General features: G+C 64.3%; 19 protein-coding genes. 7 read left to right on the forward strand and 12 right to left on the reverse strand.

Features of this window, described 5'->3' with window-relative positions; all coding sequences use genetic code 11:
• Positions 1-40: 40 nt before the first annotated feature.
• The 3 genes from ABWK72_RS18595 (at position 41) to ABWK72_RS18605 (ending at position 4,449) form a co-directional block, all read left to right on the forward strand.
• The gene (locus tag ABWK72_RS18595; protein WP_367870643.1) at positions 41-1,462 is read left to right on the forward strand and encodes an IS4 family transposase; all 1,422 of its coding nucleotides are present in this window, start codon (positions 41-43) and stop codon (positions 1,460-1,462) included.
• Between the two features lie 279 nt (positions 1,463-1,741).
• A complete protein-coding gene (locus ABWK72_RS18600; RefSeq protein ID WP_367871067.1) occupies positions 1,742-2,713 on the forward strand; it encodes a hypothetical protein in 972 nt (323 codons plus the stop codon).
• 80 nt (positions 2,714-2,793) lie between these two features.
• Positions 2,794-4,449, forward strand: a complete 1,656-nt coding sequence (locus tag ABWK72_RS18605; protein ID WP_367871068.1) for a beta-xylosidase — start codon at positions 2,794-2,796, stop codon at positions 4,447-4,449.
• A 176-nt stretch (positions 4,450-4,625) separates the two neighbouring features.
• Here the strand turns inward: ABWK72_RS18605 and ABWK72_RS18610 are convergent, their stop codons facing one another.
• Positions 4,626-4,976 carry a ferredoxin gene (locus ABWK72_RS18610; protein WP_367871069.1) on the reverse strand — a complete coding sequence of 117 codons (351 nt, stop codon included), beginning with the start codon at positions 4,974-4,976 and terminating at the stop codon, positions 4,626-4,628.
• Between the two features lie 265 nt (positions 4,977-5,241).
• Here ABWK72_RS18610 and ABWK72_RS18615 point away from each other — a divergent pair, with 265 nt between their 5' ends.
• Positions 5,242-6,549, forward strand: a complete 1,308-nt coding sequence (locus ABWK72_RS18615) for a PcfJ domain-containing protein (protein ID WP_367871070.1) — start codon at positions 5,242-5,244, stop codon at positions 6,547-6,549.
• A gap of 67 nt (positions 6,550-6,616) precedes the next feature.
• Here ABWK72_RS18615 and ABWK72_RS18620 read toward each other — a convergent pair whose 3' ends face one another.
• Genes ABWK72_RS18620 through ABWK72_RS18635 form a run of 4 tightly spaced genes read right to left on the reverse strand, consistent with a single transcriptional unit; the run spans position 6,617 to position 8,929 of the window.
• Positions 6,617-7,093, reverse strand: a complete 477-nt coding sequence (locus ABWK72_RS18620) for an SRPBCC family protein (protein WP_367871071.1) — start codon at positions 7,091-7,093, stop codon at positions 6,617-6,619.
• Positions 7,090-7,407: an ArsR/SmtB family transcription factor gene (locus ABWK72_RS18625; protein ID WP_367871072.1), complete on the reverse strand. Its 318-nt coding sequence runs from the start codon at positions 7,405-7,407 to the stop codon at positions 7,090-7,092. The genes ABWK72_RS18620 and ABWK72_RS18625 overlap by 4 nt, the downstream gene beginning before the upstream one ends.
• Positions 7,408-7,441: 34 nt before the next feature.
• Entirely contained in the window at positions 7,442-7,990 is a 549-nt protein-coding gene (locus tag ABWK72_RS18630; protein WP_367871073.1) for an NUDIX hydrolase, read from the reverse strand.
• Positions 7,991-8,035: 45 nt separating this feature from the next.
• Positions 8,036-8,929 carry a hypothetical protein gene (locus ABWK72_RS18635; protein ID WP_367871074.1) on the reverse strand — a complete coding sequence of 298 codons (894 nt, stop codon included), beginning with the start codon at positions 8,927-8,929 and terminating at the stop codon, positions 8,036-8,038.
• Between the two features lie 188 nt (positions 8,930-9,117).
• On the opposite strand from ABWK72_RS18635, the gene ABWK72_RS18640 reads away from it, so the two are divergent.
• A complete protein-coding gene (locus ABWK72_RS18640; RefSeq protein WP_367871075.1) occupies positions 9,118-11,193 on the forward strand; it encodes an FUSC family protein in 2,076 nt (691 codons plus the stop codon).
• 100 nt (positions 11,194-11,293) lie between these two features.
• Here the strand turns inward: ABWK72_RS18640 and ppdK are convergent, their stop codons facing one another.
• Positions 11,294-14,155, reverse strand: coding sequence for a pyruvate, phosphate dikinase (ppdK, locus tag ABWK72_RS18645; protein WP_367871076.1), 2,862 nt, complete (start codon positions 14,153-14,155; stop codon positions 11,294-11,296).
• A gap of 433 nt (positions 14,156-14,588) precedes the next feature.
• Here ppdK and ABWK72_RS18650 point away from each other — a divergent pair, with 433 nt between their 5' ends.
• Positions 14,589-15,179: a YSC84-related protein gene (locus tag ABWK72_RS18650; RefSeq protein ID WP_367871077.1), complete on the forward strand. Its 591-nt coding sequence runs from the start codon at positions 14,589-14,591 to the stop codon at positions 15,177-15,179.
• A gap of 182 nt (positions 15,180-15,361) precedes the next feature.
• Here the strand turns inward: ABWK72_RS18650 and ABWK72_RS18655 are convergent, their stop codons facing one another.
• From ABWK72_RS18655 to ABWK72_RS18665, 3 genes are all read right to left on the reverse strand, one after another.
• Positions 15,362-16,294 carry an IS110 family transposase gene (locus ABWK72_RS18655; RefSeq protein ID WP_367871078.1) on the reverse strand — a complete coding sequence of 311 codons (933 nt, stop codon included), beginning with the start codon at positions 16,292-16,294 and terminating at the stop codon, positions 15,362-15,364.
• A 496-nt stretch (positions 16,295-16,790) separates the two neighbouring features.
• Positions 16,791-18,833 (reverse strand): hypothetical protein, encoded by a 2,043-nt coding sequence (locus ABWK72_RS18660; RefSeq protein ID WP_367871079.1) that lies wholly within the window; start codon positions 18,831-18,833, stop codon positions 16,791-16,793.
• Between the two features lie 20 nt (positions 18,834-18,853).
• Entirely contained in the window at positions 18,854-19,873 is a 1,020-nt protein-coding gene (locus tag ABWK72_RS18665) for an SgcJ/EcaC family oxidoreductase (RefSeq protein WP_367871080.1), read from the reverse strand.
• A 152-nt stretch (positions 19,874-20,025) separates the two neighbouring features.
• Between ABWK72_RS18665 and ABWK72_RS18670 the strand changes: the two genes are divergently transcribed.
• Positions 20,026-20,955: a helix-turn-helix domain-containing protein gene (locus ABWK72_RS18670; RefSeq protein ID WP_367871081.1), complete on the forward strand. Its 930-nt coding sequence runs from the start codon at positions 20,026-20,028 to the stop codon at positions 20,953-20,955.
• Between the two features lie 7 nt (positions 20,956-20,962).
• Here ABWK72_RS18670 and ABWK72_RS18675 read toward each other — a convergent pair whose 3' ends face one another.
• The 3 genes from ABWK72_RS18675 to ABWK72_RS18685 are packed head-to-tail and all read right to left on the reverse strand — an operon-like array spanning position 20,963 to position 24,987.
• Positions 20,963-22,075 carry an ABC transporter permease gene (locus tag ABWK72_RS18675; RefSeq protein WP_367871082.1) on the reverse strand — a complete coding sequence of 371 codons (1,113 nt, stop codon included), beginning with the start codon at positions 22,073-22,075 and terminating at the stop codon, positions 20,963-20,965.
• A 12-nt stretch (positions 22,076-22,087) separates the two neighbouring features.
• Positions 22,088-23,251: an ABC transporter permease gene (locus ABWK72_RS18680; RefSeq protein WP_367871083.1), complete on the reverse strand. Its 1,164-nt coding sequence runs from the start codon at positions 23,249-23,251 to the stop codon at positions 22,088-22,090.
• A complete protein-coding gene (locus tag ABWK72_RS18685) occupies positions 23,248-24,987 on the reverse strand; it encodes an ATP-binding cassette domain-containing protein (RefSeq protein ID WP_367871084.1) in 1,740 nt (579 codons plus the stop codon). The genes ABWK72_RS18680 and ABWK72_RS18685 overlap by 4 nt, the downstream gene beginning before the upstream one ends.
• Positions 24,988-25,012: the final 25 nt, after the last annotated feature.

The following is a 25,012-nucleotide window of genomic DNA, read 5'->3' on the forward strand; positions in this document are numbered from 1 at the left end:
TTGAAGCCCTGCACAATGCACGCGCTGTTGGATTTTTGGCGTGGCTGACGACATTACAGGCGAGTTCGGCAACGCGGATCTGAAGGATACGCGGCGCGACCGGCGCTTGCCCAAAGTCGCCGCGGCGCTCGCCGCCTTTCCTTCCAAAAGCATTGCCGCCGCCACCGGCGGCAGTGGCGAGATGACGGCGGCCTACCGCCTGCTCAATTGTCCCGACGTCACCGCCGCGGCCGTGCTGGCCCCGCACCGCGAGGCCACCATCGCCCGCTGCGCGGCGCACCGCCGCGTGGTGGTGTCGCAGGACACCACCGAGCTGGATTTCACGCACATGACGGCCACCACCGGTCTGGGCCCGCTCAACGACAAGAACCGCAAGGGTCTCTACCTGCACGCGCTTTACGCGGTCTCGGGCGAGGGCCTGCCGCTTGGCACCCTCGATGCGGCGATGATCATCCGCGATCCCGCCACCTTTGGCGATGCCAAGGTCCCGCACAAGCGGCGGCCGGGTAGTGACAAGGAAAGCCGGCGCTGGGTCGAAGGCTATGAAAAGACCAATGAAGTGGCCGTGCTGCTGCCGGACTGCGAGGTGATCTCGGTGGGCGACCGCGAGGGCGATATCTTCGAACTCTATGCCGCATGGCACGCTGCCGTGGAGCGGGGCGGCCCCTGCGCCGGGTGGATCATCCGCGCCAACCAGGACCGCGCCCTGACAGGCACGCTGCATGATAACCCGGCGAAGCTCTTCGCGGCGCTCGCCGCGGCACCGCTGCTCGGCACCCATTCCTTTGAAGTGCCGGCCTGGAAGGGCACCAAAAAGGTCAAGGGCAACCGGGTGCCCTCGCAGCGCAGCGCGCGCACGGTATGCCAGGAAGTGCGGGTGATGGAAGTCACCCCGCGCCCGCCCTACCGCAAGGGCGTCAAGCTGCCGCGGGTCTCCTTCTGGGCGGTGCTGGCGGAAGAACGCGATCCGCCGGACGGGGAAGATCCGGTGCGCTGGCTGCTGTTGACCAGCAAGCCGGTGGCGACCCTTGAAGAAGCGCTGGAGATCATCGGGCTTTACCGGCGGCGCTGGGACATCGAGGTCTTCCATAGGGTCCTCAAGACCGGCTGCCGGGTGGAACGCATCCAGCTCAAGAGCGGGCAGGCGCTGTGCAACGCGCTGGCGATCCATCTGGTGGTCGCGTGGCGGATCCTTTACCTGACTCATCTCGGGCGCGTGGTCCCCGACTTGCCCTGCGGCAGCGTGTTCGAGGAAGCCGAGTGGCGATCGGCGTGCGCCGTGGCCAAACGCGACAAGGCGGCGGGCGAGCCGTCGCTTGCCGAGTTCATCCGCATCGTCGGCAAGCTCGGCGGCCACCTCGGGCGCAAGGGCGACGGGCCGCCCGGTGCACAATCCCTGTGGCAGGGGCTGGCTCGGGTGAGGGACTTCGCGTGCGCGTGGCGCGCCTTTCACGACGAGTGAAAGGGCCCCGGAGGAAGGCGGGCGGCTCAGCCGCACCGCCCGCCCGCGCGTGCCCGGATGACGCGTGCCACGCCGGAAGCGGAGGCCTCGTGCTGGCAAGCAGTGATCCACTCGCCGCCGTGACGAGCGACGGCCGCGCGGACTTGTGTATAAAGGTCAGGGTTTCACCCCGGGCTATCCAAGTGCCGCCCTTTCAGGGCTCTTGAGGCGGTGGAATTCCCGGGAATTTCATAGGGGCTTCGTTGGTGCTTCCAGCTTGCGGGGGATTTTCGGGACGTCATGATGTCAGCCGTGGATACCGTGAAAGACGACCTGCCCGACCGCTTCGGCGCGATGCTGGTGAAGGAACTGCGCCAGAACATGCGGCGCAGCAGTTTCGTCTATCCCTTCCTGGGCATCCATCTCTTCGCGATCATCGCGCTGCTGATGGAGTTCCAAGGGGATGCCAGCTATTCCTTCCAGAAGCATGCGGGGATGCTGAATGTGGAGCTGCTGTGGGAATCCGGGCCATTCTGGATCGTGGTCTCGCTAATCTGCGCGGTCGTGATGCCGCTGGGCGGGCTGGTGCTGATGGGCCAGGAGCTCGACGAGGGGAACCACGAGCTGCTGCTGCTGACCAAGCTCAGCCGTTGGAAGGTGGTGCGCGGGAAGTTCCTGACGCTCTGGGGGCTCACGGTCCTGACTTTCGTTTCGCTGCTGCCGTACGTAATCGTGCGCTACAATGTGGGCGCGATTGAGGTGCTGCGGGAGCTGGCCTGTTCGCTGACGGTGGTCGGGCTTTCGGCGATGATGTGTGCGGGGGCGATCGGGGCCTCGTCCTTCCGGGGGCTGCTGGCGCGGATCGGGGTGATGTTCCTGTTCATCGGGTCGATGGTGGTCGGCTGCGGAATTCCGATTGGCGCGGCCGGGGGGGTGACGAGCAAGGCGGGCGTGCTGTTCCATTTGAATGCCATCGCCGCGACCTTGTGCTACACGACGCTGGGTCTCTCGCTGGCGCGCTCGCGCTTGCGGCTGGTGATCCATGCCTACGAGGTGAAGCCGAGCTACATGGTGGTCGGCCTGCTGGTTTTCACGCCCTTCGTGGTCGGCATGGCGACGGCGATGACGGTGGGGCATGCCGGCTTTGTCGGGCTGATCGGGATGACGCTGGTGGCGATCTATGCGGATGCGACGCCGAAGGCCCCGGCCTGGGTGAAGCCGCCGGCACCGAACGTGCCGCCGCCCATGCAGGACGCCACGCCTCAAACCTGAGGCGGGTTCGGATTAGGACGATTGCGACGTGATAGATTCCCTACTAGCGGGGAAAAGCCCGGGGAATCATGCTGGGGGTGATGACTTCGAAAACCCTCGCGCTTCTCCTTCTGGCCGGGTCCGCCATGGCGGAGTCCTTTCCTGTCACCATCCGTGTCGATGCGGAGCGACCTGGGGACGAGCTCAAGCCGATCTGGCGCTTCTTCGGCGCGGACGAGCCGAACTATGCTTACATGAAGCACGGCTCGGAGCTGCTCGGACATCTGGGCGAGATGAAGCCGAAGGAGGTCTTCTTCCGCGCGCACAGCCTGCTGGTGACCGGCGATGGCACGCCGGCGCTGAAGTGGGGATCGACGAATGCCTACACCGAGGATGCGCAGGGGAATCCGGTGTATGACTGGACGATCGTCGATAAGATCTTCGATGCCGGTCTGAGCAAAGGCGTGCGGCCCTACGTGCAGATCGGCTTCATGCCGCAGGCGCTGTCGGTGAAGCCGGAACCGTATCGGCATCATTGGACGCCGACGGCGAAGTACGACGACATCTACACCGGCTGGACCTATCCGCCGAAGGATTGGGCGAAGTGGGAGGAGCTGGTTTATCAATGGGCGAAGCATTCGTCCGAGAAGTATGGCAAGGACGAGGTGCTGAAGTGGTACTGGGAAACTTGGAACGAGCCGAACATCGGCTACTGGAGGGGTAGTAGGGAGGAGTTCTTCAAGCTGCACGATCACGCGGTGCGGGCGGTGCGGCGGGCGATCCCGGGGGCGAAGGTGGGTGGCCCGGATCTGGCGGGCGGAGCGGGCGGGGATTTCCTGAAGGCCTTCCTGGACCATTGCGTGAAGGGCAAAAACCTGGCGACGGGCGAGACGGGGACGCCGATCGATTTCATTTCCTTCCACGCGAAGGGCTCGCCGAAGGATGTCGGCGGGCGGGTGCAGATGGGGATCGCGAACCAGCTGCGGGACATCGACGGAGCCTTCGCGGTGATCGCGCGGTATCCGGAGCTGAAGGGCAAGCCGATCGTGATCGGGGAGTCGGATCCGGAGGGCTGTGCGGCCTGCCAGGGGCCGAACCTCGCGTATCGGAATGGCACGATGTATTCGAGCTACACGGCGGCGAGCTTTCCGCGGAAGCTGGACCTGGCGGAGAAGCACGGGGTGAATCTGGAGGGCGCGCTGACCTGGGCTTTCGAGTTCGAGGACCAGCCGTATTTCGCGGGCTTCCGCTCGCTGGCGACGAACGGGATCGACAAGCCGGTGCTGAATGTTTTCCGGATGTTCTCGAAGATGGAGGGCACGAGGTTGCCGGTGGCGAGCGATGCGGCGGTATCGCTGCCGGACCTGCTGCGCTCCGGAGTGCGGGGGAAGGCCGATGTCTCCGCGCTGGCAGCGATGAAGGGCAAGAGGATGACGGTGCTGGTCTGGCACTATCATGATGACGACGTGCGCGGGCCGGATGCGGAGGTGCGGCTGGATCTGTTAGGCGCGCCGCAGGGGATGCCGGTGATCAAGCGCTACCTGATCGACGAGACGCATTCGAATTCCTTCACGGCGTGGCAGGCGACGGGCTCGCCGCAGACTCCGACGGCGGAGCAGCTCGCGGAGCTGGAGGAGTCTTGCAAGCTGGCGCTGGTGAAGGAGGAGACGCGGTATGTGGAGGAGGGGGAGAACGCGGCGGTGCTGGTGACCTTGCCGCGGCAGGGGGTGAGTTTGTTGGAGCTGGAGTGGAAGTGAGGGGGGATTTGAACATCGAACATCGAACATCGAACGTCCAACATTGAACATCGAAGTTGGAGAAGGGAGACCCTGGCAGCGAGGCGTTGGGGTAGGTGAAGATCTTAAGTAGTCCAATGCCGGGTTGGACCGTTCGTCCGCCTGAAGGCGGGACTACGTACCACTGGAATCGGGACCTACACCGGGATGCGGAACTCTTCGACGGGGCGACCTTCTAACAGGTGCTCGGTGACGATGCGTTCGAGGACTGCGGGAGTGCAGGAGTGGTACCAGACGGCGTCCGGATAGACGACGGCGACGGGGCCGCGGATGCAGACGCGAAGGCAATCGGCCTTGGTGCGGAGGATGAGCGGGGCGTCGCGGCCGAGTTCGCCGAGGAGCTTCTTGAGGAAGTCCCAGGAAGCGAGGCCGACGGCGGGGTCGCAGCATTTCGGCTTCGAAGCATCGGCGCAGAGGAAGATGTGTCTTTCCCCGCGGCCCACGCCGGCGGCGCGTGCCGCGGCTTCCAATTCGGGGTCGATGGCCATGATGGATGGAAGCATCCAGATGGCCGGGCGCGAGTCGAGTGCCGGGTCGCTTGGATTCGGATTGATTTCTTGGGGAGAGGCTGTCAAGGTCCGCCCGTCATGTTTCTGGCTTCTTACCATTCGTGAGAAAGGCCGCGCTGCTTCAGCGCGGCCCGTGAAGTTGTGTCCCGCTTGAAGGGACCATTTCCATCCCGGGGCGTGTGCTGCCCGCGAGGGATGCCCGTGCCCGGTTCTCCCGAATCGTTCGTTAGCCATTTTTGTTTCCATGACCTCTTCCGGATTTTCCCGGGAAGCGGACGCCGTGACCCTTGCTGCCATTGCCGGTGGCAAGACGTGGACCGCCACGTCCATCCGCAACCCCTTCTTCAGAAAGCACTGCCGCGAGCTGAACAAGACCATGATCTGTCTGCCGCCGAAGTCGCCGGTGCATCTCCGCGGCGCGTGCAGCCGCTTGTTCCAAGTGGTGGCGCTGCACAGCGATCTGCTGCATGTGGCGCATCCGCTGGTGGATGATATCGTGCCGGCCCTGATCCGCGTGGCGCGCTACGCCCGGTTTTGGATCCGGGAGCCGGAGTGCTGGGACTGTGCGGCGGAGGTGCCGCCGGATGAACAGTGGAGCGGTCTCTTGCGACATCTGTTTGCCGAGTATTCCGTGCCGCGCTTCTTCGATTCCGCGTGGCGGGTGGCGGGAAGAGCGAAGTACTTGGAACGCGATTGGTTCTGCCACATCGCGCGGGGCGGGAGCTGGCGGAAGGCGGAGCATATGCCACCATCGATCACCGCGAAGGCACTGCATCATGCGATGTCCGCGCCCGGGGATCTGACCGTCCGGCAGGCGCTGCGCTGGGGACAGCTGAGCGCGATCGGGGGCTCGCAGGAGTTGGTGGAGCAGGTGCTGGCCAGTCCCATGGTGCGCGATCTCTCGAACGACGCGACGTGGTCGCGGCTGTTCGTGAAGCTGGAGGCCGCGCGCGAATTCGATCCGCGGGAGTTCGGGGTGATCGCCGATCTTCTGTTAGAGTTGCAACGGCAGGATGAGTGGAAGCGGGCGGCGCTGCTGGTGGCGGAGCCGCTGGCCTCGCTACGCAGCCACTGCTATCGCCGTTGGCGCGAGCTGCAGCGCATGGCCGCGGAGGAAGGTGTGCATTTCCGGGATTCGGATCTCTTCCGGCAGGGCCTGAGGACGGATCTCCTGAATGTTGCCCGCGCCTCGTGGAATCCGATGCCGGACGTCATGCCCTTCGAGTTGCGGAGCCGGGGTCATTCCTCGCGATGGACGATCCGGGAGCGCCTGACCCAGGCGCAATTGCTGCGGGAGGGCAGGCTGCTGCGGCATTGTGTGGGTTGGTATTGGCGGCGCTGCAAGGCGGGGCGCTCGGCGATCTTTTCGCTGGCGGAGTGGCGCGAAGTTGAAGCGGGAGAGAAGGAATTCCCGCGGGTCACGATCGAGGTCGACAAGGCCTCGCGGCGAATTGTGCAGATCCGCGCGCGATGGAACAACCGGGCGCGCGTGGTGGAGCAGGAGCTGATCGCGAAGTGGGCCGCGGCCAACGGGCTGGGGATCGCGGTGTGAAACAGAAAGGCCGGGAGATCACTCCCGGCCTTTCTTGGCCTGCGATGGTGTGGTGTTGCCAAGAGCTTCAATGGGAGGCGGAAGCGGTGGCATGGGTCTCGGGGCATCCCGCTTTTTCTTCCACGCTGCCGGTCTCCAGGAGCGACTTGATTCCGGCGATGATCGACGGCCAGCCATTCGAGACGCGGTCGCGGACCGGGCTGACTTCCTGGAAGTCATCGTGAGTGATCGTGAGTTGCATGAGTCCAGGCCCTTCGTTGGCGAGGTCGATCTTGAAGGTCACCCTCGAGGGTGGTTCCCCGAAGCCGATGTGGCCAAAGGTGAAGACGACCTCCTGCTCCGGCACGCACTTCAGGATCTTGCCTTGCCATGCCAAGTCGCCATCGGGATCACGGCTTTCAATGGCCTCGCCCTCCTTCCAGGTGGAGGTATGGCGGCAGCCGAACCAGTATTGCTGGATGAAGTCGGGGTTGGTGAGTGCCTCCCAGAGTTTGGCGGGAGTGGTGCGGATGGTGGTGACGTAGACGAGTTTCGGAGTGCTCATGGCTGATGGTTTTGTTCGAGGTTGCGTTTCAGTTCGGCGAGGGTGTCGAGACGCTGCACTTCGAATTTCCCGATCCAGCGGACGCCGATCTCGTGGATCGGGACCGGATTGAGGTAGTGCAGCTTCTCTCTCCCGCGGCGCACGGTGGCGACGAGCTTGGCGGCCTCGAGAATCCCGAGGTGCTTGGTCACCGCCTGGCGGGTCATGTCGAGCCCGTCGCACAGTTCGCCGAGCGTCTGTCCGTTGCGGGCGTGGAGCCGGTCCAGCAAGGCGCGCCGGCTTTCGTCGGCCAGAGCTTTGAAGACTTCGTCCATCTGGGTGAACAATAGGCAACCAAACGGTTGCGTGTCAACCGGAGATTTTAGTGCGCCATTTTTGGAGCATGCGCAGCATCGAGTCATCCGTGGTCAAGGAGGCCATTTCGTCCAAGGGCACCCAGCGCAGATCGTGGGACTCGTCACTTACGATGTAGGTCGTACTTCCGGTGGGCCGCAGCACGTATCGGACATCGTAGTGCCAGTGTTCCGGGATGCCCTTGCGTTCCGGGATGAGGTGGATGTCGAGGTCGAAGATGGCGGTATCCGTCACCTCGAAATCCTCCAGGCCGGATTCCTCGCGTGCCTCCTTGAGGGCGACGGCGGGGACATCGGGGTCGCCATCGGCGTGGCCGCCGAGCTGGAGCCAGGCATCGAGCTTGCGGTGATGGGTGAGGAGGATTTTGTGACCGCTGGCATCGACGATCCATGCGGAGCCGGTGACATGGCCTTCGAGGAGGGAGCGCTCGAAGCAATCGGGATTCCCGCGGATGAAGGCGGTGAAGCGATCGATGGTCTCCGTTTCTAACGGATGGGTCTCGCGATAGGCGGCGAGTTGGGCAAGGAGCGGCTGGCGGTGCATGCGGGGAACTTGGGCGGTCGCGGTGGCAAGGCAAGAGTCGCTTGCCTACTCGGCCTGCAGGGCTTGGATGCCTTCTTTCGCGGCGTCCTTGAGTTCATCGTCCGCCTCCAGTGCGAGGAGCTTCTTGTAGGAGGCGAGAGCTTCCTTGTTTTGCTTCGCGGCGCGCTGGGCTTCGGCGAGGTTGAGGAGGACGAGGGGATCGGCCGGGGCCTTGGTGTGGGCGAGGCTGAGCATCTTCATGACCTCCGCGGAGTCGCCTTTGATATCGGCGAGGGCGGCGAGGATATTGTAGGCGAAGGGGTGCTCGGGGTAGGCGGCGATGGTAGCATCGCAGAGTTGCTTGCAGAGCTTTTCGGACTCGGGAGTGGCGGCCTCGAAGAGTGGCGCGGTGTAGCCTTGGATTGACTCCGGGACCATCTGCGCGGCGGGCTCGGGGAGAGGTTTGTTGTCGGCCCATTTCAGATCGGCGGGCTTGTCCTTGCTGATCTTGAGGACGCTCAGGAGGGTCGCCACGGCGGCGGCATCTTGTCCCATCTTGAACTGCACTTGGGCCAAGCCGAAGCCGATATCCAGGCGATGCGGGAAGCGCTTGAAGCCCTCCGTCGTCAGATCGAGTGCCTTCTTGCGGAGGCCGGGATCGAGGTCGCCATTGGTGGCGATGCTGCCGACTTCCTTGCCGGTCTTCGGATCGGTGAGCGAGGGCTCGCCGGGGGCGGCCGGTTTGGTCGAGAGGTTCGGTTGTCCGGCGAAGCGCCACCAGTAGTTCGAGGCGAGCGCGTAGTAGTTCGCGTTGGTGGCCTGGGTCTGTTCGGAATCGGCCAGGAACTTGATCATCGCCTTGTGATCTTCGGCTTTGCGGAGCTTCTGGAACTCATCGCTGAACTCGTCCGCACGGGCGCAAGCGGCGGTGATGATGAGCAGGAAGGTCAACGCTTTCATCCTGCGACCCTAGCGCCCGGGCGCGGACGGGAAAGGAAATGCGACGGGTTTCCGCGGGGAATCGCGGGGAGGGCTTGCCCGGCGGGCATTCCACCGGAGAGTCTGGGGGCATGCCGCCTGCCGTGACCGGAGAGCCAGCTGCGCGCTTTTTCGATCGGGAGCGATTGCAGCCGGATCTGAATCGCGCGTTGCGCGGGACGGTTGCCTTCATGCTGCCGCTGCTGGCGGCCTTGCTCTTCCCGGGGAAGTTCGATCCGGTGTTCGCTTGTCTCGCCGCGCATTCGATCTCCCTGGTGGATGTGCGCGGCGCGTATTCGCTGCGGTTCGGGCTTCATCTGGCGATGAGCGTGATTCTGGCCGGGGCGGTGGCGCTGGGGGTTCTGGGGGCGGGGAATCTCGCGGTGGCGCTGGGCGGTGCGGTGCTCGTCACGGCTTGCGGCGGGGTTTGGCGTCACTTGAGCGCCGACTATGGTCCGGGCCTGGCGGTGTCGTCGGGACTGGTCTATCTGGTGGCGCTGGCTCCGCATGCCGGGCCGGCGGGGGAGGCGCATCCGGCACTGGTGGCGTTGGGCGGTGGATTGCTGGCGGTGTTTTTACAGGTCTTGCTGTGGCCGCTTCATCCCCAGCATCCGCTGCGTCGGGCGGTGGCGGAGACATGGATCGCGCTCGGCGACCTGCTGGCGGCGATGTCGCCGGAGCAGCCGGATCGGGCGGATTCCATCGTGGCGAAGCAAGCGGAGTTCCGCGAAGTTCTGAATCGTTCGCAGGCCGCGCTGACCGCTGCGAAGCGTCCGTCCACCAAGCTGCTGCGGCAGCTCGAGCTGCTCAATCTTGCCGCGGCGCGACTGGCGATCCGTTTGATCGCGCTGCACGCGGCTCTGGAGGCGGCGATGCGGGGTGAAGCATTCCGGCGCCTGGGGCCGGCATTTTTGCCTGCGATCACCTCGCTGGAGAATACGGCGCGGGCGGTGGCGCTGGCCGCTGTATCGCGGCAGGCGTCGCATCTCGCGGCCTTCGATGTGCGGATGGCACGGCTGCAGAACCTGCTGGAGGTACTGCAATCGCAGGTCCGGATCCAGGCGGGCGATGCGGCGCTGGCGGCGCAGGTGCAGGATCTTCTCGGGCAGATTGGGGGGCAATTGCCGATTGTGCGTGCGGCGCTGGATGCGGCGGTGGGGCGGGCCGATGAGCGGTCGGCCTTTTCACTGGAACTCTTCGATTTGCGGACGCTGACGCTGCGGCCTCTGGCGGCCTCGCTCAATCTCAGCCGGAGCGTGGAGCCCGCGCTGATCCGGCACACGCTGCGGATGGTCCTGCTGGTGGTGGCGGGGGTGCTGGTCTTCAAGCTTAGCGGCATCCCGCACGGCTACTGGTTGCCGTTTACGATGCTTGTCGTACTTCAGCCGGATTTCGGGTCCACCCGCAAGCGGGCGGCGGAGCGGGTGCTCGGCACGCTGGCGGGCGGCTTGCTGGCCAGCAGCCTGCTGTGGCTGAAGCCGCCGCTGCCGTTGATCCACGGCGCGGTGGCGTTGATGGTGGCGCTGTTCTCCTACTTCGTGAAGCGCAACTATGCCGTGGCGGTCTTCTTCATCACACTGGTGGTGGTGCTGCTGGTGGAGGCGCATCAACCGGTGACCCTGGCCTTCACGGCCGAGCGGATGGCCTGCACCTTGGGCGGGGGGCTGGCGGCGCTGGCAGCGGCCTTTGCCTTCTGGCCGGTGTGGGAGAGGTCGCGGTTTCCCGCGATCATCGCGGCGGCGCTCGGCGGGAACCGGGCCTATTTCGAGGCGGTGCTCGATCATCTGCGCGACGGGCGTCCGAGCGACGACCCGCTGATGGCCTTGAGAAAGCAGGCGGAGTCCGCGAATGCGGAGGCGTTCTCCTCGCTGCGGCGCATGTCCGCCGAGCCGGAACTGCAGCGCAAGGGACTGGAGGAGGCGGCCGCCTTGGCCAATGGCAACCAGCGCGTGACGAATGCGCTCACGGTGATCGCCGTGCATCTGAATGACATGCGGTCACGGCATCCGGAGATGGTCGAGCGGCTTCGGGAGATTTGCGGGGAGGCGTTCGCGGCTTTGGGCGATCCCCGACAGGCGGGGATGCAGGAAGCGATTGCTTCTTTGGAGTCGTTCCGGCTGCCCGAGGTGGAGGCGGATCACCGTGATGCCACGCGTTTCCGCGAGCCGTGGGTCTTCCCGCAGATCTCGCGAATGATCACGGAACTTAGTGCGATGCTGCTGGCCGCGCGGGCCACCCGGGGCTGAAGTTCCCGCATCGAAACGAAAAAGCCGCCCCGGTTTCCCGGGGCGGCTTTTGAAACTCTTCAGCGGCTTCTGCTATGACGGCCGCTGGAAAGGTGAGGCATTACTTCTTCTTCGCGGCCTTCTTGGCAACTTTCTTTGCTGCCTTTTTTGCCACCTTCGTTGGGGCCTTCTTGGCCACCTTCTTGGCAGCCGGGGCGGACTTGGCGCCTTCGATCGCGGCCTGGGCGGCGGCGAGGCGGGCGACAGGGACGCGGTATGGCGAGCAGGACACGTAGTTCAGGCCGAGCTTGTGGCAGAACTTCACGGAGTCCGGGTCGCCGCCGTGTTCGCCGCAGATGCCGAGCTTGATGTTCGGACGGGTGCTGCGGCCCTTGGTGACGGCCGTTTCCATGAGCTGGCCGACGCCGGTGGTGTCGAGGGTGGCGAAGGGGTTCTTGCTGAACACTTCGCTTTCGATGTACGGCATGAGGAAGGTGCCCATGTCGTCACGGCTGATGCCGAGTGCGGTCTGGGTCAGGTCGTTGGTGCCGAAGCTGAAGAACTCGGCGTTCTTCGCGATCTCATCGGCGGTCAGGGCACCGCGCGGGACTTCGATCATGGTGCCGACCTGGTATTCGAAGGTCACCTTCTTCTCGGCCATGACTTCCTTCGCCACGCGATGGACGATCTCGGCCTGGAGGTCGAATTCCTTCTGGAAGCCGACGAGCGGGATCATGACCTCGGGCTTCACGTCGATCTTCTTCTTCGCCACGTCAGCGGCGGCTTCGAAGATGGCGCGGGCCTGCATCTCGGTGATTTCCGGGTAGGCGATGCCGAGGCGGCAGCCGCGGTGACCGAGCATCGGGTTGAACTCGTGCAGGTCGTGCACGCGCTGGACGATGGTGTCGACCGGGATGCCGGTCTTCTTGGACAGGTCGAGCTGCTGTTCCTTGGTGTGAGGAAGGAATTCGTGGAGCGGCGGGTCCAGGAGGCGGATGGTGGCCGGCAGGCCCTTGAGGGCCTTGAAGATGCCGGTGAAGTCCTCGCGCTGATACGGGAGGAGCTTGGCCAGGGCCTTCTTGCGGTTGTCCAGCGTGGTGGCCAGGATCATCTCGCGCATCGCGTCGATCCGGTCGCCTTCGAAGAACATGTGCTCGGTGCGGGTGAGGCCGATGCCCGTGGCGCCGAAGGCCAGAGCGATGCGGGTCTGCTCCGGCGTGTCGGCATTGGTGCGGACGGCCATCTTGGTGGCTTGTGCGCACCATTCCATGAGCTGCAGGAAGGCTTTGAACTTCTCGGTCTTCTTCGCGACCTTGTCGTTGTCGACGATGCCGGTGATGATTTCCGAAGGAGCGGTCTTCAGCTCGCCGCCGTAGACGGTGCCGGAGGTGCCGTCGATGGAGAGGTAGTCACCTTCCTTGAAGGTTTCACCGGCGACCTTCACGGTCTTCTTGTCGTAATCGATATCGATGGAGGAAGCACCGCAGATACAGACCTTGCCCATCTGGCGGGCGACGAGAGCGGCGTGGGACGAAACACCGCCCTTGGCGGTCAGGATGCCCTCGGCGGCGATCATGCCGCGAAGGTCTTCCGGAGAGGTTTCGTTGCGGACGAGCAGCACGCGCTCACCCCGTTCGGCGGCCGCGGCGGCGCGGTCGGCGTTGAGGTAGATCTTGCCGGAAGCGGCACCGGGGCCGGCCGGGAGACCCTTGGCGAGTTCCTTGGCGTTCTTCGCCTCGGTGATGTCGAAGATCGGGGCGAGGAGCTGGTCGAGCTGGTCGGCCGGGTTGCGCAGGATCGCGGTCTTCCAGTCGATGAGACCTTCCTTGACCATGTCCATGGAGAACTTGAGCGCGGCGGCGGCGGTGCGCTTGCCGTTGCGGGTCTGCAGCATGAACAGCTTGCCTTCCTGCACGGTGAACTCGACGTCCTGCACGTCCTTGAAGTGCTGCTCAAGGATCTTGCGGACCTTCATCAGCTCGGCGAAGGGCTTCGGCATTGCCTTCTTCATGAGGGCGACGGGTTCCGGAGTGCGGACACCGGCGACGACGTCTTCACCCTGCGCGTTCACGAGGAACTCGCCGTAGAATTCGTTGACACCGTTGGCGGGGTTGCGGGTGAAGGCCACGCCGGAACCGGAAGTATTGCCGGTGTTGCCGTAGACCATCGCCTGGACGTTCACCGCCGTGCCCCACTCGGCCGGGATGTTGTACTTGCGGCGATAGACGATCGCGCGGTCGTTCATCCACGAGCTGAACACGGCACCGGCGGCACCGCGGAGCTGCTCCCAGGGATCACTCGGGAAACCATGGCCGGTGCGGTCCTTCACGAGCTGCTTGAAGAGCTTCACGAGCTCCTTCTGGTCGGCGGCGGTCAGGTCGGAATCGACGATGTCCTTGTGATACTTCTTGTGCTTGAAAGTTTCGATGACGACTTCGAAGGGCTCATGCTCTTCGCCTTCGGTCTTCTGCACGCCGAGGACGACGTCGCCGTACATCTGGACGAAGCGGCGGTAGCAATCCCAGGCGAAGCGCTCGTTCTTGGTGGCGGCGGCCAGCGCCTTCACCGTCTCGTCGTTGAGGCCGAGGTTGAGGATGGTGTCCATCATGCCGGGCATCGAGTCGCGGGCACCGGAGCGCACGGCGACGAGCAGCGGCATGCCCTTGGCATCGCCGAACTTGCAGCCCATGATCTTCTCCATGTTCCGGACGCCGGCTTCCATCTGGGCCTGCAGGGAGGCCGGGTAGGTCTTCTTGTGGGCGTAGAAGTAGGTGCAGACCTCGGTGGTGGCGGTGAATCCCGGAGGCACCGGCAGACCGATGCGGGTCATTTCCGCGAGGTTCGCGCCTTTGCCGCCCAGGAGAGGCTTCATCGACCCGTTGCCATCGGCTTTGCCGTTGCCCCAGGTGTAAACGTACTTGGTGCCCTTGGCGGAGGGCGCTTTCTTGGCCGCCTTTTTGGCGGACTTCTTCACGGTAGCCATCTCTTGGTATGCTTGGAGTGGATTGACTTGGGAAAGGCGCGTGGGGTCGACGAAAGATCGCCAAGCCCCCGGGCGCGGACGCGCGAGGCTAGCGACCGGGAATGTCGTGTCAATGAACCAGTTCCGTCTGTCGAACGTGTTGTGCACGACGTCGTTTTGCCCCGCGACGGGTGTAGCAAGGGGAGGTTGCGCGTGGACCAAAGAGAGCCCTCCGTCAGATTTGCCGACTGATTTGCGGAAGGCCGTTCAACCGCAGATAAACGGGATGCACGCAGATGAAGAGGATTGGGACCAGGGTGGATGGGATGTGAAGCGCCCAAGGACGCGCAGGCAGGTTCCGGCGCGCCCGGATATATCCGGAGGCGATTGCAGTTAGAATGGCATTTCGACACCTTGCGTTTCAGAAATTCATCTTTTAGAGTGCGAGGTTGCTATGAAAACATCACTCCGACTCGTTTGTCGTTTCTCGATACTCGCCCTTGCTGGCGGTCTCCTGAGCCAATGTGCCCATGAACCCGTCACGCAAGCGAACGCCTCCAATGCCAGCGGTCGCCAGATCGCTTCCGATTCCCGCGCCGCGCTTCAGGATCTCTATGCCAAGAATCCTTCGGCCCGGCGTCTGGGGAAATCTGCCGCGGGCATTCTCGTCTTCCCGCATATCGTGAAGGGCGGCTTCGTCGTCGGTGCCGAAGGCGGCAATGGCGCGCTGCTCGGCAGCGATGGCAGCGTGCGAGGCTACTACCAGACTGCCGGTGCCTCATGGGGCTTGCAGGCCGGCGTCCAGAAATATGGCTATGCGCTCTTCCTCATGAATTCCCGCGAGGTTGGCAACCTCAACCAAGCCGCCGGCTGGGATGTGGGCAGCAGCCCGAGCGTCGTCGTCGTTGATCGCGGCGCGGCAGCCGAACTCACTGCCAAGTCCGTCGACCGCGGTTCCTATGCTTACATCTTCGACCAGAAAGGTCTGATGGGCGGCATCGGCCTCAAGGGTTCCAAGATCACCCGCATCCATCCGGGGAACTGATTGAGCTTTCCGGTGGAGCTTTGAGATTCCCGCTCCGGCCGCGATCTTTCGCGGCCGGACTCGTTTTTCAGGCTTCCGGCGGATTCGGCGGAGCAAGACCGGGGAATTCAACCGCAGATCGCAGCCGGATGGACGCAGATGAAGAGATGAGATTCCGGAGTTTGGACCGAGCAGTGGTGTTTTCAGGCAAGGGTAAAATCCGGGTCGGCGAGAAGTTTGTTTAGTATGGTGATCATTTTGCGCATGACGGCGGTGAGCGCGACTTTGGCGGGCTTGCCGGCTTGTAGGAGACGTTGGTAAAAGGCTTTCAGGACGGTGTTGGAGTGCGAGGCCGACACCGCCGCCATGTAGAGGACCTTGCGCACCGCCCCCCTGCCGGCTTGGATCTTGCGCTTGCCGCAGGTGGCGCCGCTGTCCTTGGGATGAGGGACGACGCCCGCGAGACAGGCCACGGTCTTGTCGGGCAAGATGCCGAGTTCGGGGAGGTAGGCCAGCAGGGTGTGGGCGAGGACGGGACCTGCCCCCTTGAGCTGGCGGAGCCGTGCGGACTTGGCGGCAAGCACGGGCGAGGCCGCGACGTGGGCGGCGATACCGGCATCGGCCTGGTCGAGCAGGCGCTGTGTCGCGCGGCGCAGCTTGGTGAGGGTTTTGCGAAGGAAGCCCTCGGCGAGCTCGAGGCGGTTGTCGGTATCGGTGATGAGGTCGACGAGGACGCGCCGTGCTTCGAGCATCTGGCGCAGCACGACGGCCGCGGGATCGGGAGCCACCAGGGCCGGGGGCCGGTGAGTGTCGGCGTAGCTTGCGATGAGGCGGGCATCGATGCGGTCGGTCTTGGCGAGGATGCCTCCGGAGAGCGCGAAATAGCGGACGCGGGCGGGCATGACGACCGATACGGGGATCCCGCGTTGGAGGGCGGTGGCGGCCAACAGCTTCTGGTAGCCCGCGGTGGACTCGCAGACGAGGTGGGGAGCTTCCACGCCGGCGATGGCGGTGAAGAGGTCGTCCAGCCCGCGGGCGGAATTGGCGACCTGCAGGTGGGCTTGGCCGGGGATATGGACGTCGAGGCGTGCCTTTGACACGTCGATGCCGATGTGGGTAGGTGTATTGCGGTTCATGTCTCAATCTTGCGATGCGGGTTCAAAGACCCATTCAGTGGTTCGAGCATTGAACCGGGAGCGGAAACGAACGGCCATGAGCTCGGTCACGGACTCGGAGGTCCTGGATGGATTCGGCCTGGACGTTTCCGCCGCGGGCGGGGGAGGCCACCCCCGCCCGCGTTCTCCCGGGGCGGCCGCAATGGGATCACACGAGATGGTCCCTGGCGATCCGCCGCGGGTGGCTTCCTCCGACGAGCTTCGTTCCGGCCCATTCTCGGAAGCCACCCGCGGCGGATCCGGGGTCAATAGCGGCATTTCCAAACATACAGGATGGATAGGATAGATGGGATGTCGGAAAAGGCGGAGGATTTGCATTTCTGAATTCTTGGGATCCATCCGATTCATCCCATCCATCCTGGTGCAGATCCGGCTCGCTCCGTGAGTCCGGCGGGCAAGCGAAAGGCGGGCTTCCTTTTTGGGAAGCCCGCCTTTGCATTTCAGTTTCACATCAGCCTTACGGCGCTTTGTCGAAGCTTAGTCCCGGATCGCCCTGAGGTCCACCGGCTAGCACGAAGTTCAGCTTGTTGTCCGCGGGCAGCTTGATTTCGCCGACCATCTGGGAGTCTTCCGACGCGAGGACCAGCAGGCCCTTTTCGTCGATGCTGAAGGTACCGGTGAGGTCGTTCTTCTGGTCGCCCTTGTTAAAGGTCCAGGTGAACTTCCCGTCGCTCCCGAGCGTCAGCGTCACCTTGCCTTGATCGCCGCGATCACTGACCCAGGTGCCCGGCAGTTTGTCCGTGGGAACAGGTGGTGGTGATTCCTTTTCGACCGCGGGAGCCGGCTCATCGCTGGTGTCCCCGGTGTCCGGCGAGATCGACGATTTGCAGAGATCCCGCAACTGGGCCGCGATGGTGTCCGCCGGCTGCAGTTTCACCGTCTGGTCGAATTGTGCGTGGGCCTGATCGAGATGCGCGCAGACCAGGTAGTGATAGCCCAACAGGAAGTGCACGGAGGCATCGTCCGGCTTGGCCCGCGAGTAGTCCTCGAGCTTGCGGAGTTGGTCGGTGTAGATGCTCTGCGAACTGTAGAGTCCGGTCATCGTCGTCCAATCCCAGCCCGGCCCGGAGGCCAGCACCGGATTCAGCACGCCTGCCGCTTCCCCGTATTTTCCGAGCGCGAAGAGGATCAGCGCCCGGTACTCGTGGATCGCGGTGTCACCGGGCATCGCGGCGATCGACTCGTCCGCCGATTTCAGTGCGGTGAGGTAGTCGCCTTTCTTGAAGGCGGCGCGGGATGCTTCCAAGGCAGCGCCCGATTTTTCCTCGGCACTCTTCTCGGCGGTTTCGTCGCCCGGTGGCATCTTCCCTGCGGAGACCGAGATCGGCTCGCTGTAGTTGATGATCGTGGTATTGCCGCTTTGCACCGGCGGGGCGGGGTAGGGATTCCGGTAGCTCTGATAGCCGGAGTTGTAGATCAGGTTGCCCAGTCCCCAGGCGGCGATGCCCCAAGCCACGCCTTCCGCGAAGTTGTTGCCGTTGTCGACGACCACGTAGCCGGGCCATGGCCGCGGGCGGTAATAGTTGTAGTGGCCGTACCAGCGCTTGTTCCACCCGTAGTTCCAGCTTCCGTGGTGCCAGCCGTGGCTTTGGTTCGCGTTCCACCAGGGCCGGTTGCCCCAGTAGTTGGGGCGGTAGCCCCAGTTGACGTTTTTCCGGAAGTTGTTGTTGATGTTAATATTAACGTTGTTGCCGATGTTGACATTGCCGCCGGGCCGGCCGGGGCGGTTCCAATTGCCCCAGTTTCCCCAATTGTTGCCCCAGTTCGGTTTGTTGCCCGGGCGGTTGTTGCCGCCGAAGTTCGGGCGGTTGATCACGGGACGGTTGTTGATGATCGTGTTACCGCCGCCGGGGCGCACGACCGTGTTGCCGCCGCCCGGGCGGATGATGTTGTTGTTATTTCCGCCCCCGGGACGGATGACGTTGTTGTTGTTGCCACCGCCCGGCCGGTTGCCCGGCTTGGGATAGTTCACGTTGCCCGGCTTCGTGTTGGGCCGGTCGGGTAGGGGCATCGGGCGGACGTTGCCGCCGCCACCGGGGCGTTGCGTGCCGCCGCCCCCACCTCCGGGCCGTTGCACTCCGCCGCCGCCGGCACCGGGGCGGTTCTCGCCGCCACCACCGCCGGGGCGCTGCACCCCACCGCCGCCGGCACCCGGCCGGGTTCCCGGTTGCGGGGCTGGCTTTGTGTTCCCACCGCCGCCGCCAGGTCGTTGAACTCCGCCCCCGCCGGCTCCAGGCCTTGTCGCGGGTTTCGGTTTCGGCTGTGGCCTCGCGGCGGGTCGTGTCTGCGGCTTCTGTGCCGGGCGGTTCATCTTCGAGCCGGTCATCGGGCTGCGCTGCACCTGCCGGGCTCCGCCGCCACCCCCGCCGCCGCGCGCGCCTCCTCCTCCACCGCCGCCGCGGCCATGTCCACCACCGCCTCCGCCCCCACGGGCATCGACATCCAGGGTAATGAGGGAACAGATCACCGTCGTGACCACCAATGGAGTGAGCTTTTTCATGATCTAGGGAAGTTAAAGGGTTATTGCTTTTCGGGACTCTCCTCTTCGGGCGTGGCCGCCATCGGCTCGGTATCGCTGTCCGCATCGGGAGCCCGCCGCACGAAGCGCAATTCAAGATCCGGCTGGGCCCCGCCGCCCATCACGCGGTCGGTGGATTTCCACACGAGGGTATCCTCGCCATCGAAACTGAGTCTCTGCGTCGCCGCATTGGTTTCAGCATCCGCGGTGATCCCGCTGGTCCGGATCAGCCACTCGCTGCCTGTCCGCGTCCATTGGCCGGAGGCATTCCCGCCCGCGCTGTCGAAGGTCCACCAGAAGATCGAGGAACATGCCGGGTTCCAGCCGATGCGGATGCTCGTCGTCTGGACATCGTCGTCGCCGTCGGTGGTCAAAGCTTCGCCGAGAAGGAAGTTCCCGCTGTCATCCAGATCCATGGAGAGTTCCATGCGCAGGTCATCGGCCTCGAAGCACCAATCGCCGGCCAAGCCCGCCAGAGGCTTGAGGTGTTCCGAGGGTGGCGTGACTTCCAGTTGATCCCGCGTGCTGGCGATCAGCCAGCTGCCGTCCGCCTGTTTGACCTGCGTGGCCGAGTAGGCGATCGACTTCACCGGCTCGCTTTCCTTCGCCGTGGTGAAATGCAGCACCCCGTCCTCGATCGCCACTCCCGGCGCGATCATCCGCAGCGAGGAGGCTTCCAGCGCCACCTGCGGCACCTCGTCGCCGTCGTCTTCGAAGATTTCCTTGTAGCGCGCCTCGATCTCGTCCCGCCCGCGCACCGCATCGCCGTCGCGGGTGATCATCTCCCCGGTCGGCAGGAACAGCGCCGCCACCCCCGCGGCATCTTTCTTGTTGAAGGCTTCCACGAATTTCGCGGCCGACTTGCCCAGCGACTCGACGTCCGCATCCGCCGGCTCATCCGTGGTTTCGGCGGCGACCGCCGGATCAGCCACCTTTTCCTGGGCAGGGCAGGGGAGGGCGAGGGGAGCGATGAACAGCAGCGTGGCCGGAAGCCAGCCCGGCCGGAAGAATCGGGTTCTCATGATATGGATCGGTTGATAATGAAAGAGTGGTCGGAATTCGTGGGAATGGCAGGATCACTAGTTAGAGTGGCGTGGCGAAATCGGCCAGCGATTGTGCTATCCCAAAAGCGCAATTCTGCGTATTTACGATGCTCCGAATTCCTTGATCGGCCATGCCTGTGATCCACTTCGAGACCGATGAACCCGGCCAGCTTGCCGAACTCGCGGCGCGCGCCGGCTGGGAGCTCCGCTGCATACAGAGCGAGCCCGGTGGCTTCCGCGGTGCTTGCGACATCGCCACCTTTCCGGAGCTCCGCATCTGTCTCGGCAATTTCTCCCCGGCACTGCGCATCCACGGCCAAGTCCCCGAAGGCTGGCGGGCCGTAACGATGGCGGATGCCGGCGCTTCCTTCCGCGGTCGCACGCTCGGCAATGGCTCCCTCTGCTACATCGCCCCCGGCGATCCCGCCTTCTGGCAAACCCCTGGGGATCACGCTGCGGATACCGTCATGGTCGAGGCGGCGACCTTGGATCGAGCGGTGCGGGCCGCGGTCGGTCGATCCCTCGCGGAAACCATGCCGCACACCGCGGTCCTGGCGATTTCCCCAGAGTACTTGGGCCCGCTGCGCCGGCTCCTGCGCGCCCTCGTTTCAGAGGCCGCCCGCCCCGGATCGGAGGGTTCTTGCGAGATCCTTTCCGGCGCGCTGGTCCGCTCCCTGGCCGCCCTGCTCAGCGGGCCCGAGGCAGGTCAACGCCATGCCGTGCATCCGAATCCGGAGGCATGCCACGTGGCCGCCGCCCTGGTGCTGATCGGGGAGAATCTCCACCGCACCGTCAGCTTGCACGAACTCTGCCAAAGCACGGCAGTCTGCCCGCGCACGCTTCAGACGAGCTTCGTCCACCAGACCGGCGTCGGTCCCACGCGTTTCGCCCGCGAGTTCCGCCTCCATCGCGTCCGCACCCGTCTCCGCGGTGCCTGCCGGAGGACCGATTCCGTCAAGCAGATCGCCATCGAGCACGGCTTCCGCCACCTCGGGCATTTCTCCCACGACTACTCGGTTCTCTTCGGGGAGTTGCCCTCGGAGACTTTGTGCCGGGAGTAGCGCCGTCTCACCCCGCCTTCCGTCGGAACATCACCGAGGCGCAGCCGATCGTGCAAAAGCCGATCGCGGCCAGCGGCACGATCAGGGCGAGCACCCGCTCCGCCGAGGCGTCCTTCAAGAAGACTTCCTTCACAATCTCGACGAAGTGTCGCACCGGATTCGGCCAGGTCAGCATCTGCAACCATTTCGGCATGTTCTCCACGGGCGAGGCGAAGCCGGAGAGCATCATCGCCGGCATCATGAACGAGAAAGCTCCCAGGAATGCCTGCTGCTGCGTGCTGCACACCGAGGAAATGAGCAGCCCGACTCCTACCAGCGAAAGCGCATAGAAGAACATCCCCAGGTAGAGCAGCAGCAGGCTGCCACGGAATGGCACATCGTAGATGAAGACCGCCGCCAAGAGGATCAGCGTCGCTTGGAAGAAGGCCACCAGGATCGCCGGGACGCCCTTCCCGATCATCACCATCTCCGGCGTTAGCGGCGAGACCATCAATTGGTCGAAGGTGCCCTGCTCGCGTTCCCGTGCCACCGATAGGGCGGTTAGAATCAGCGCCCCGATGGTGGTGATGACCGCCACCAGGTTCGGGAGCAAGAAGTTCTTGAAATCGAGGTTCGGGTTGAACCAGTAGCGCGTGATCGTCTCCGAAGGGATCGTCCGTCCCTGTTCTGCCGCGCGATCCTTCATGAAGGTCTCGGTGATCGTCTGCAGGTAGCTCATCGCGATCTGCGCGCCATTCGAGCGCCGCCCGTCGAGCAGGACCTGCACCGGCCCGGTCTCGCCCGCGGCGATCTTGCGCGAGAAGTCTTCCGGGATGCTGACGGCCAGCATCGCCGAGCGCGACTCGATCGATTCCGCGAGCTCCTCCTGCGAGTGGACCGGGATGACCTCGGTGAAGGCGCCGCACTGGGCGAAGCGCTGCACCAGTTCGTTTGCCGTTTCACCGGTATCGCGGTTGTAGATGGCGATGGAGGCGTTTTTCACCTCCAGGGTCGCCGCGTTCGGGAAGAGCAAGGTCTGCAAGATCACCGGCATGATCAGCAGGGCGCGGCTCGAAGGGTTGCCGACGATCGACTGGAGTTCCTTGATGACCAAGGCGCGGATGCGATGGAAGAAGTTCATGGCGGGGTCGGGTTACTCCATCCTCCTTTTCGTAAGCTTCGCGGTCAGCCCCAGGAAAAAGGCCGAGGATGCCATCAGGCACAGGATGTCCGGCATCAGGACTTTCCACGGCGTGCCCACTTGGAAGATCGTCTGGATCGACGAGACGAAGTAGCGCGCCGGGATGAGGTGGGTCACCCCGCGCAGGAAGGCCGGCATACTGGAGATCTCGTAGATGAAGCCGGAGAGCATCATCGCCGGCAGGAAGGCCGCGTTGAGGGCCGCTTGCGCCGCGTTGAACTGGTTCTTCGTCCCGGTCGAGATCGCCAGCCCGATCCCCAGGACGCTGAGCAGGAAAAAGCTGCCCACCACAAAGAGCGCCAGCGCGGATCCCCGGAACGGCACTCCCATGATAAAGCGCGCCGCCATCACGCACATTGCCAGCGATACCATCCCCAGCACATAGTAGGGGATGATCTTGCTCAGCAGCAGCTCCGCGCGCGTCACCGGCGAGGCCAGCAGCGCCTCCATCGTCCCGCGTTCCCATTCGCGCGCGACCACCAGCGAGGTCAGCAGGGCACCGATCACGGTCATGATCACGGTGATCGATCCCGGGATCAGGAAGTTCCTGCTCGCCGCCGAGGGGTTGTACCAATACCGCGGCTCCAGCGCGATCTCCCGCTTCATCTCCTCGCCGCGGTCTTCCGCCCGCTGCAGCATCCAAGTCTGCCACACGCCGTTGATGTACGCGCTCACGAACTGCGCGGTGTTCGGCTCCGAGCCATCCGCCACCACTTGCAGCGGTGCCGTGTCGGAGGTCTGCTTCATCCGCCGCGAGAAGTCTTCCGGAATGATGACGAAGCCGCGGATCTCCGAATTCGTGATGTCCTCTTCCAGCGACTTCCGATCCTGATAGCGCCGGATATCCATCGAGGGTGTCCCTTGCAGCGCCTTGGCAAAACCTTCCGCCTCGGTCCCCGAAGCCTCGTTCATCAGGCCGATCCTCAGCACCGGCGTGTCGAGGTTGATGCCGTAGCCGAAGACGAAGATGAGCACCAGTGGCAGCACGAAGGCGATCAGGTTGCTGCTCGGATCCCGGAAGATCTGCAGCGTCTCCTTCCAGCACAGGGCCTTCAATCTCCGAAGCGAGAAGCCCACGGCGGCCCTTTCATTGGAGGTCCGATGTTCGCCTTTCATTTCCCGGCCTCCTTCCCGGTCACGAGTTCGATGAACGCATCCTCCATGGTCGGATCCGGATTCTCCTTCGTCGCCACGCTTTCCTTTAATTGGTCCGGCGTCCCGTTCGCGATCAATTGCCCGCGGAAGACCAGGCCGATGCGGTCGCAGTACTCCGCCTCGTCCATGAAGTGGGTGGTCACCATGATCGTGACCCCGCGCTCCACCAGGCCGTTGATGTGGGTCCAGAATTCCCGGCGGGTCACAGGGTCCACGCCTGATGTCGGCTCGTCCAGAAAGAGGATGTCCGGCTCGTGCATGACCGAGCAGGCGAGCGCCAGCCGCTGCTTGTAGCCCAGCGAGAGGGATTCGGTCTTCGCGTTCAGGAAGGGCTTCAGGTGGAAGATCTCCGCCATCTCCTGCATCTTCTCGCGCTGCTTCTTCCCCTGCAGCCCGTAGATCCCGGAGAAGAACTCCAGATTCTGCATGACCGTCAGGCTTCCGTACAAAGAGAACTTTTGGGCCATGTAGCCCAGCTTCTGCCGTGCCTGGCTGCCGCTGTGGCGCAGGTCCAGGCCGACGACCTTTGCCGTGCCCGCGGTGGGAACGAGCAGCCCGCACATCATCTTGAAGGTCGTCGATTTCCCCGCGCCGTTCGGACCGAGCAGGCCGTAGATCTCCCCGCGCGTTACTTGGAAGGTCACGTCGTCGGTGGCCTTGAAGTCGCCGAATTGCTTGGTCAGGTGCTCCGCCTCGATCACCGTCTTGCCATCCTGCTCGATCTGGTGGGTGTGCTGCGCCAGCACCGATTCGCCGGAGGGCCCGCCGCCTAACAGGTCGATGAAGGCGTCCTCGAAGCGCGGCTTCACCTCCACCCACTCCGCGCCCTCCGCCGCGCCGATCTCCTTCGGATCGAAGCGCCCGCTGCCCTTGCGGAAGGTCAGCCGCAGGCTGTGCCCTTGGATGGTCCCGTCGCTGATCTCCGGTCGCGACAGTGCTTTGGTGAGCAGGCGCCGTTTTTGCTCTCCCGGCTCCCGCAGTTGGAAGCAGCGCCCGGCCAAGGGGGCCGCGATTTCCTGGGGCGTGCCGGTGAAAAGCAGCTTGCCCTCGTTCAATACCACCGTCGTGCCGCACAGCTCCGCCTCGTCCAGATACGCCGTGCTCCACACCACCCCGATCCCCTGGCTTACCAGGTCCTCCACCATGCCCCACAGCTCGCGCCGCGAGATCGGATCGACGCCCACGCCCGGCTCGTCCAGCAGCAGCAGCTTCGGCTTGCCCAGGAGCGCGCAGGCCAGCCCCAGCTTTTGCTTCATCCCGCCCGAGAGCTTCCCCGCGAATCGCCCCGTGAAGCGCTTCAGGTCGGTGAAGGTCAGCAAGCGCTCGAAGGATTCCTCGCGCTCCTTCCCCGTCACATGCCGCAGATCCGCCTGCAGCGTGAGATTCTCCATCACCGTCAGGTCCTCGTACAGGCCGAACTTCTGCGGCATGTAGCCGACCTCGCCGCGGATCGCCGCTGCATCCGTGATCGGATCGTGCCCGAGCGTCGAAATCTTCCCGTGGTCCGGCTCCATCAGCCCCGCGATCAAGCGCAGCAGCGTCGTCTTGCCTGCCCCGTCCGGTCCCACCAGTCCTGTGATCACCCCGGTCCGCACCTCCCCTGACACCGCATCCAGCGCCGGCATCTCCATCCCCTTGAAGGTCTTGGTGACCTCCTCGAAGCGGATCACCACCTCGTCTGTCTTTTCATCCGGCATGCGACGTGGGGCGTTCAGCCTTTCA

The sequence above is a fragment of the Luteolibacter sp. Populi genome, assembly GCF_040801775.1.
GTDB lineage: Bacteria > Verrucomicrobiota > Verrucomicrobiia > Verrucomicrobiales > Akkermansiaceae > Haloferula.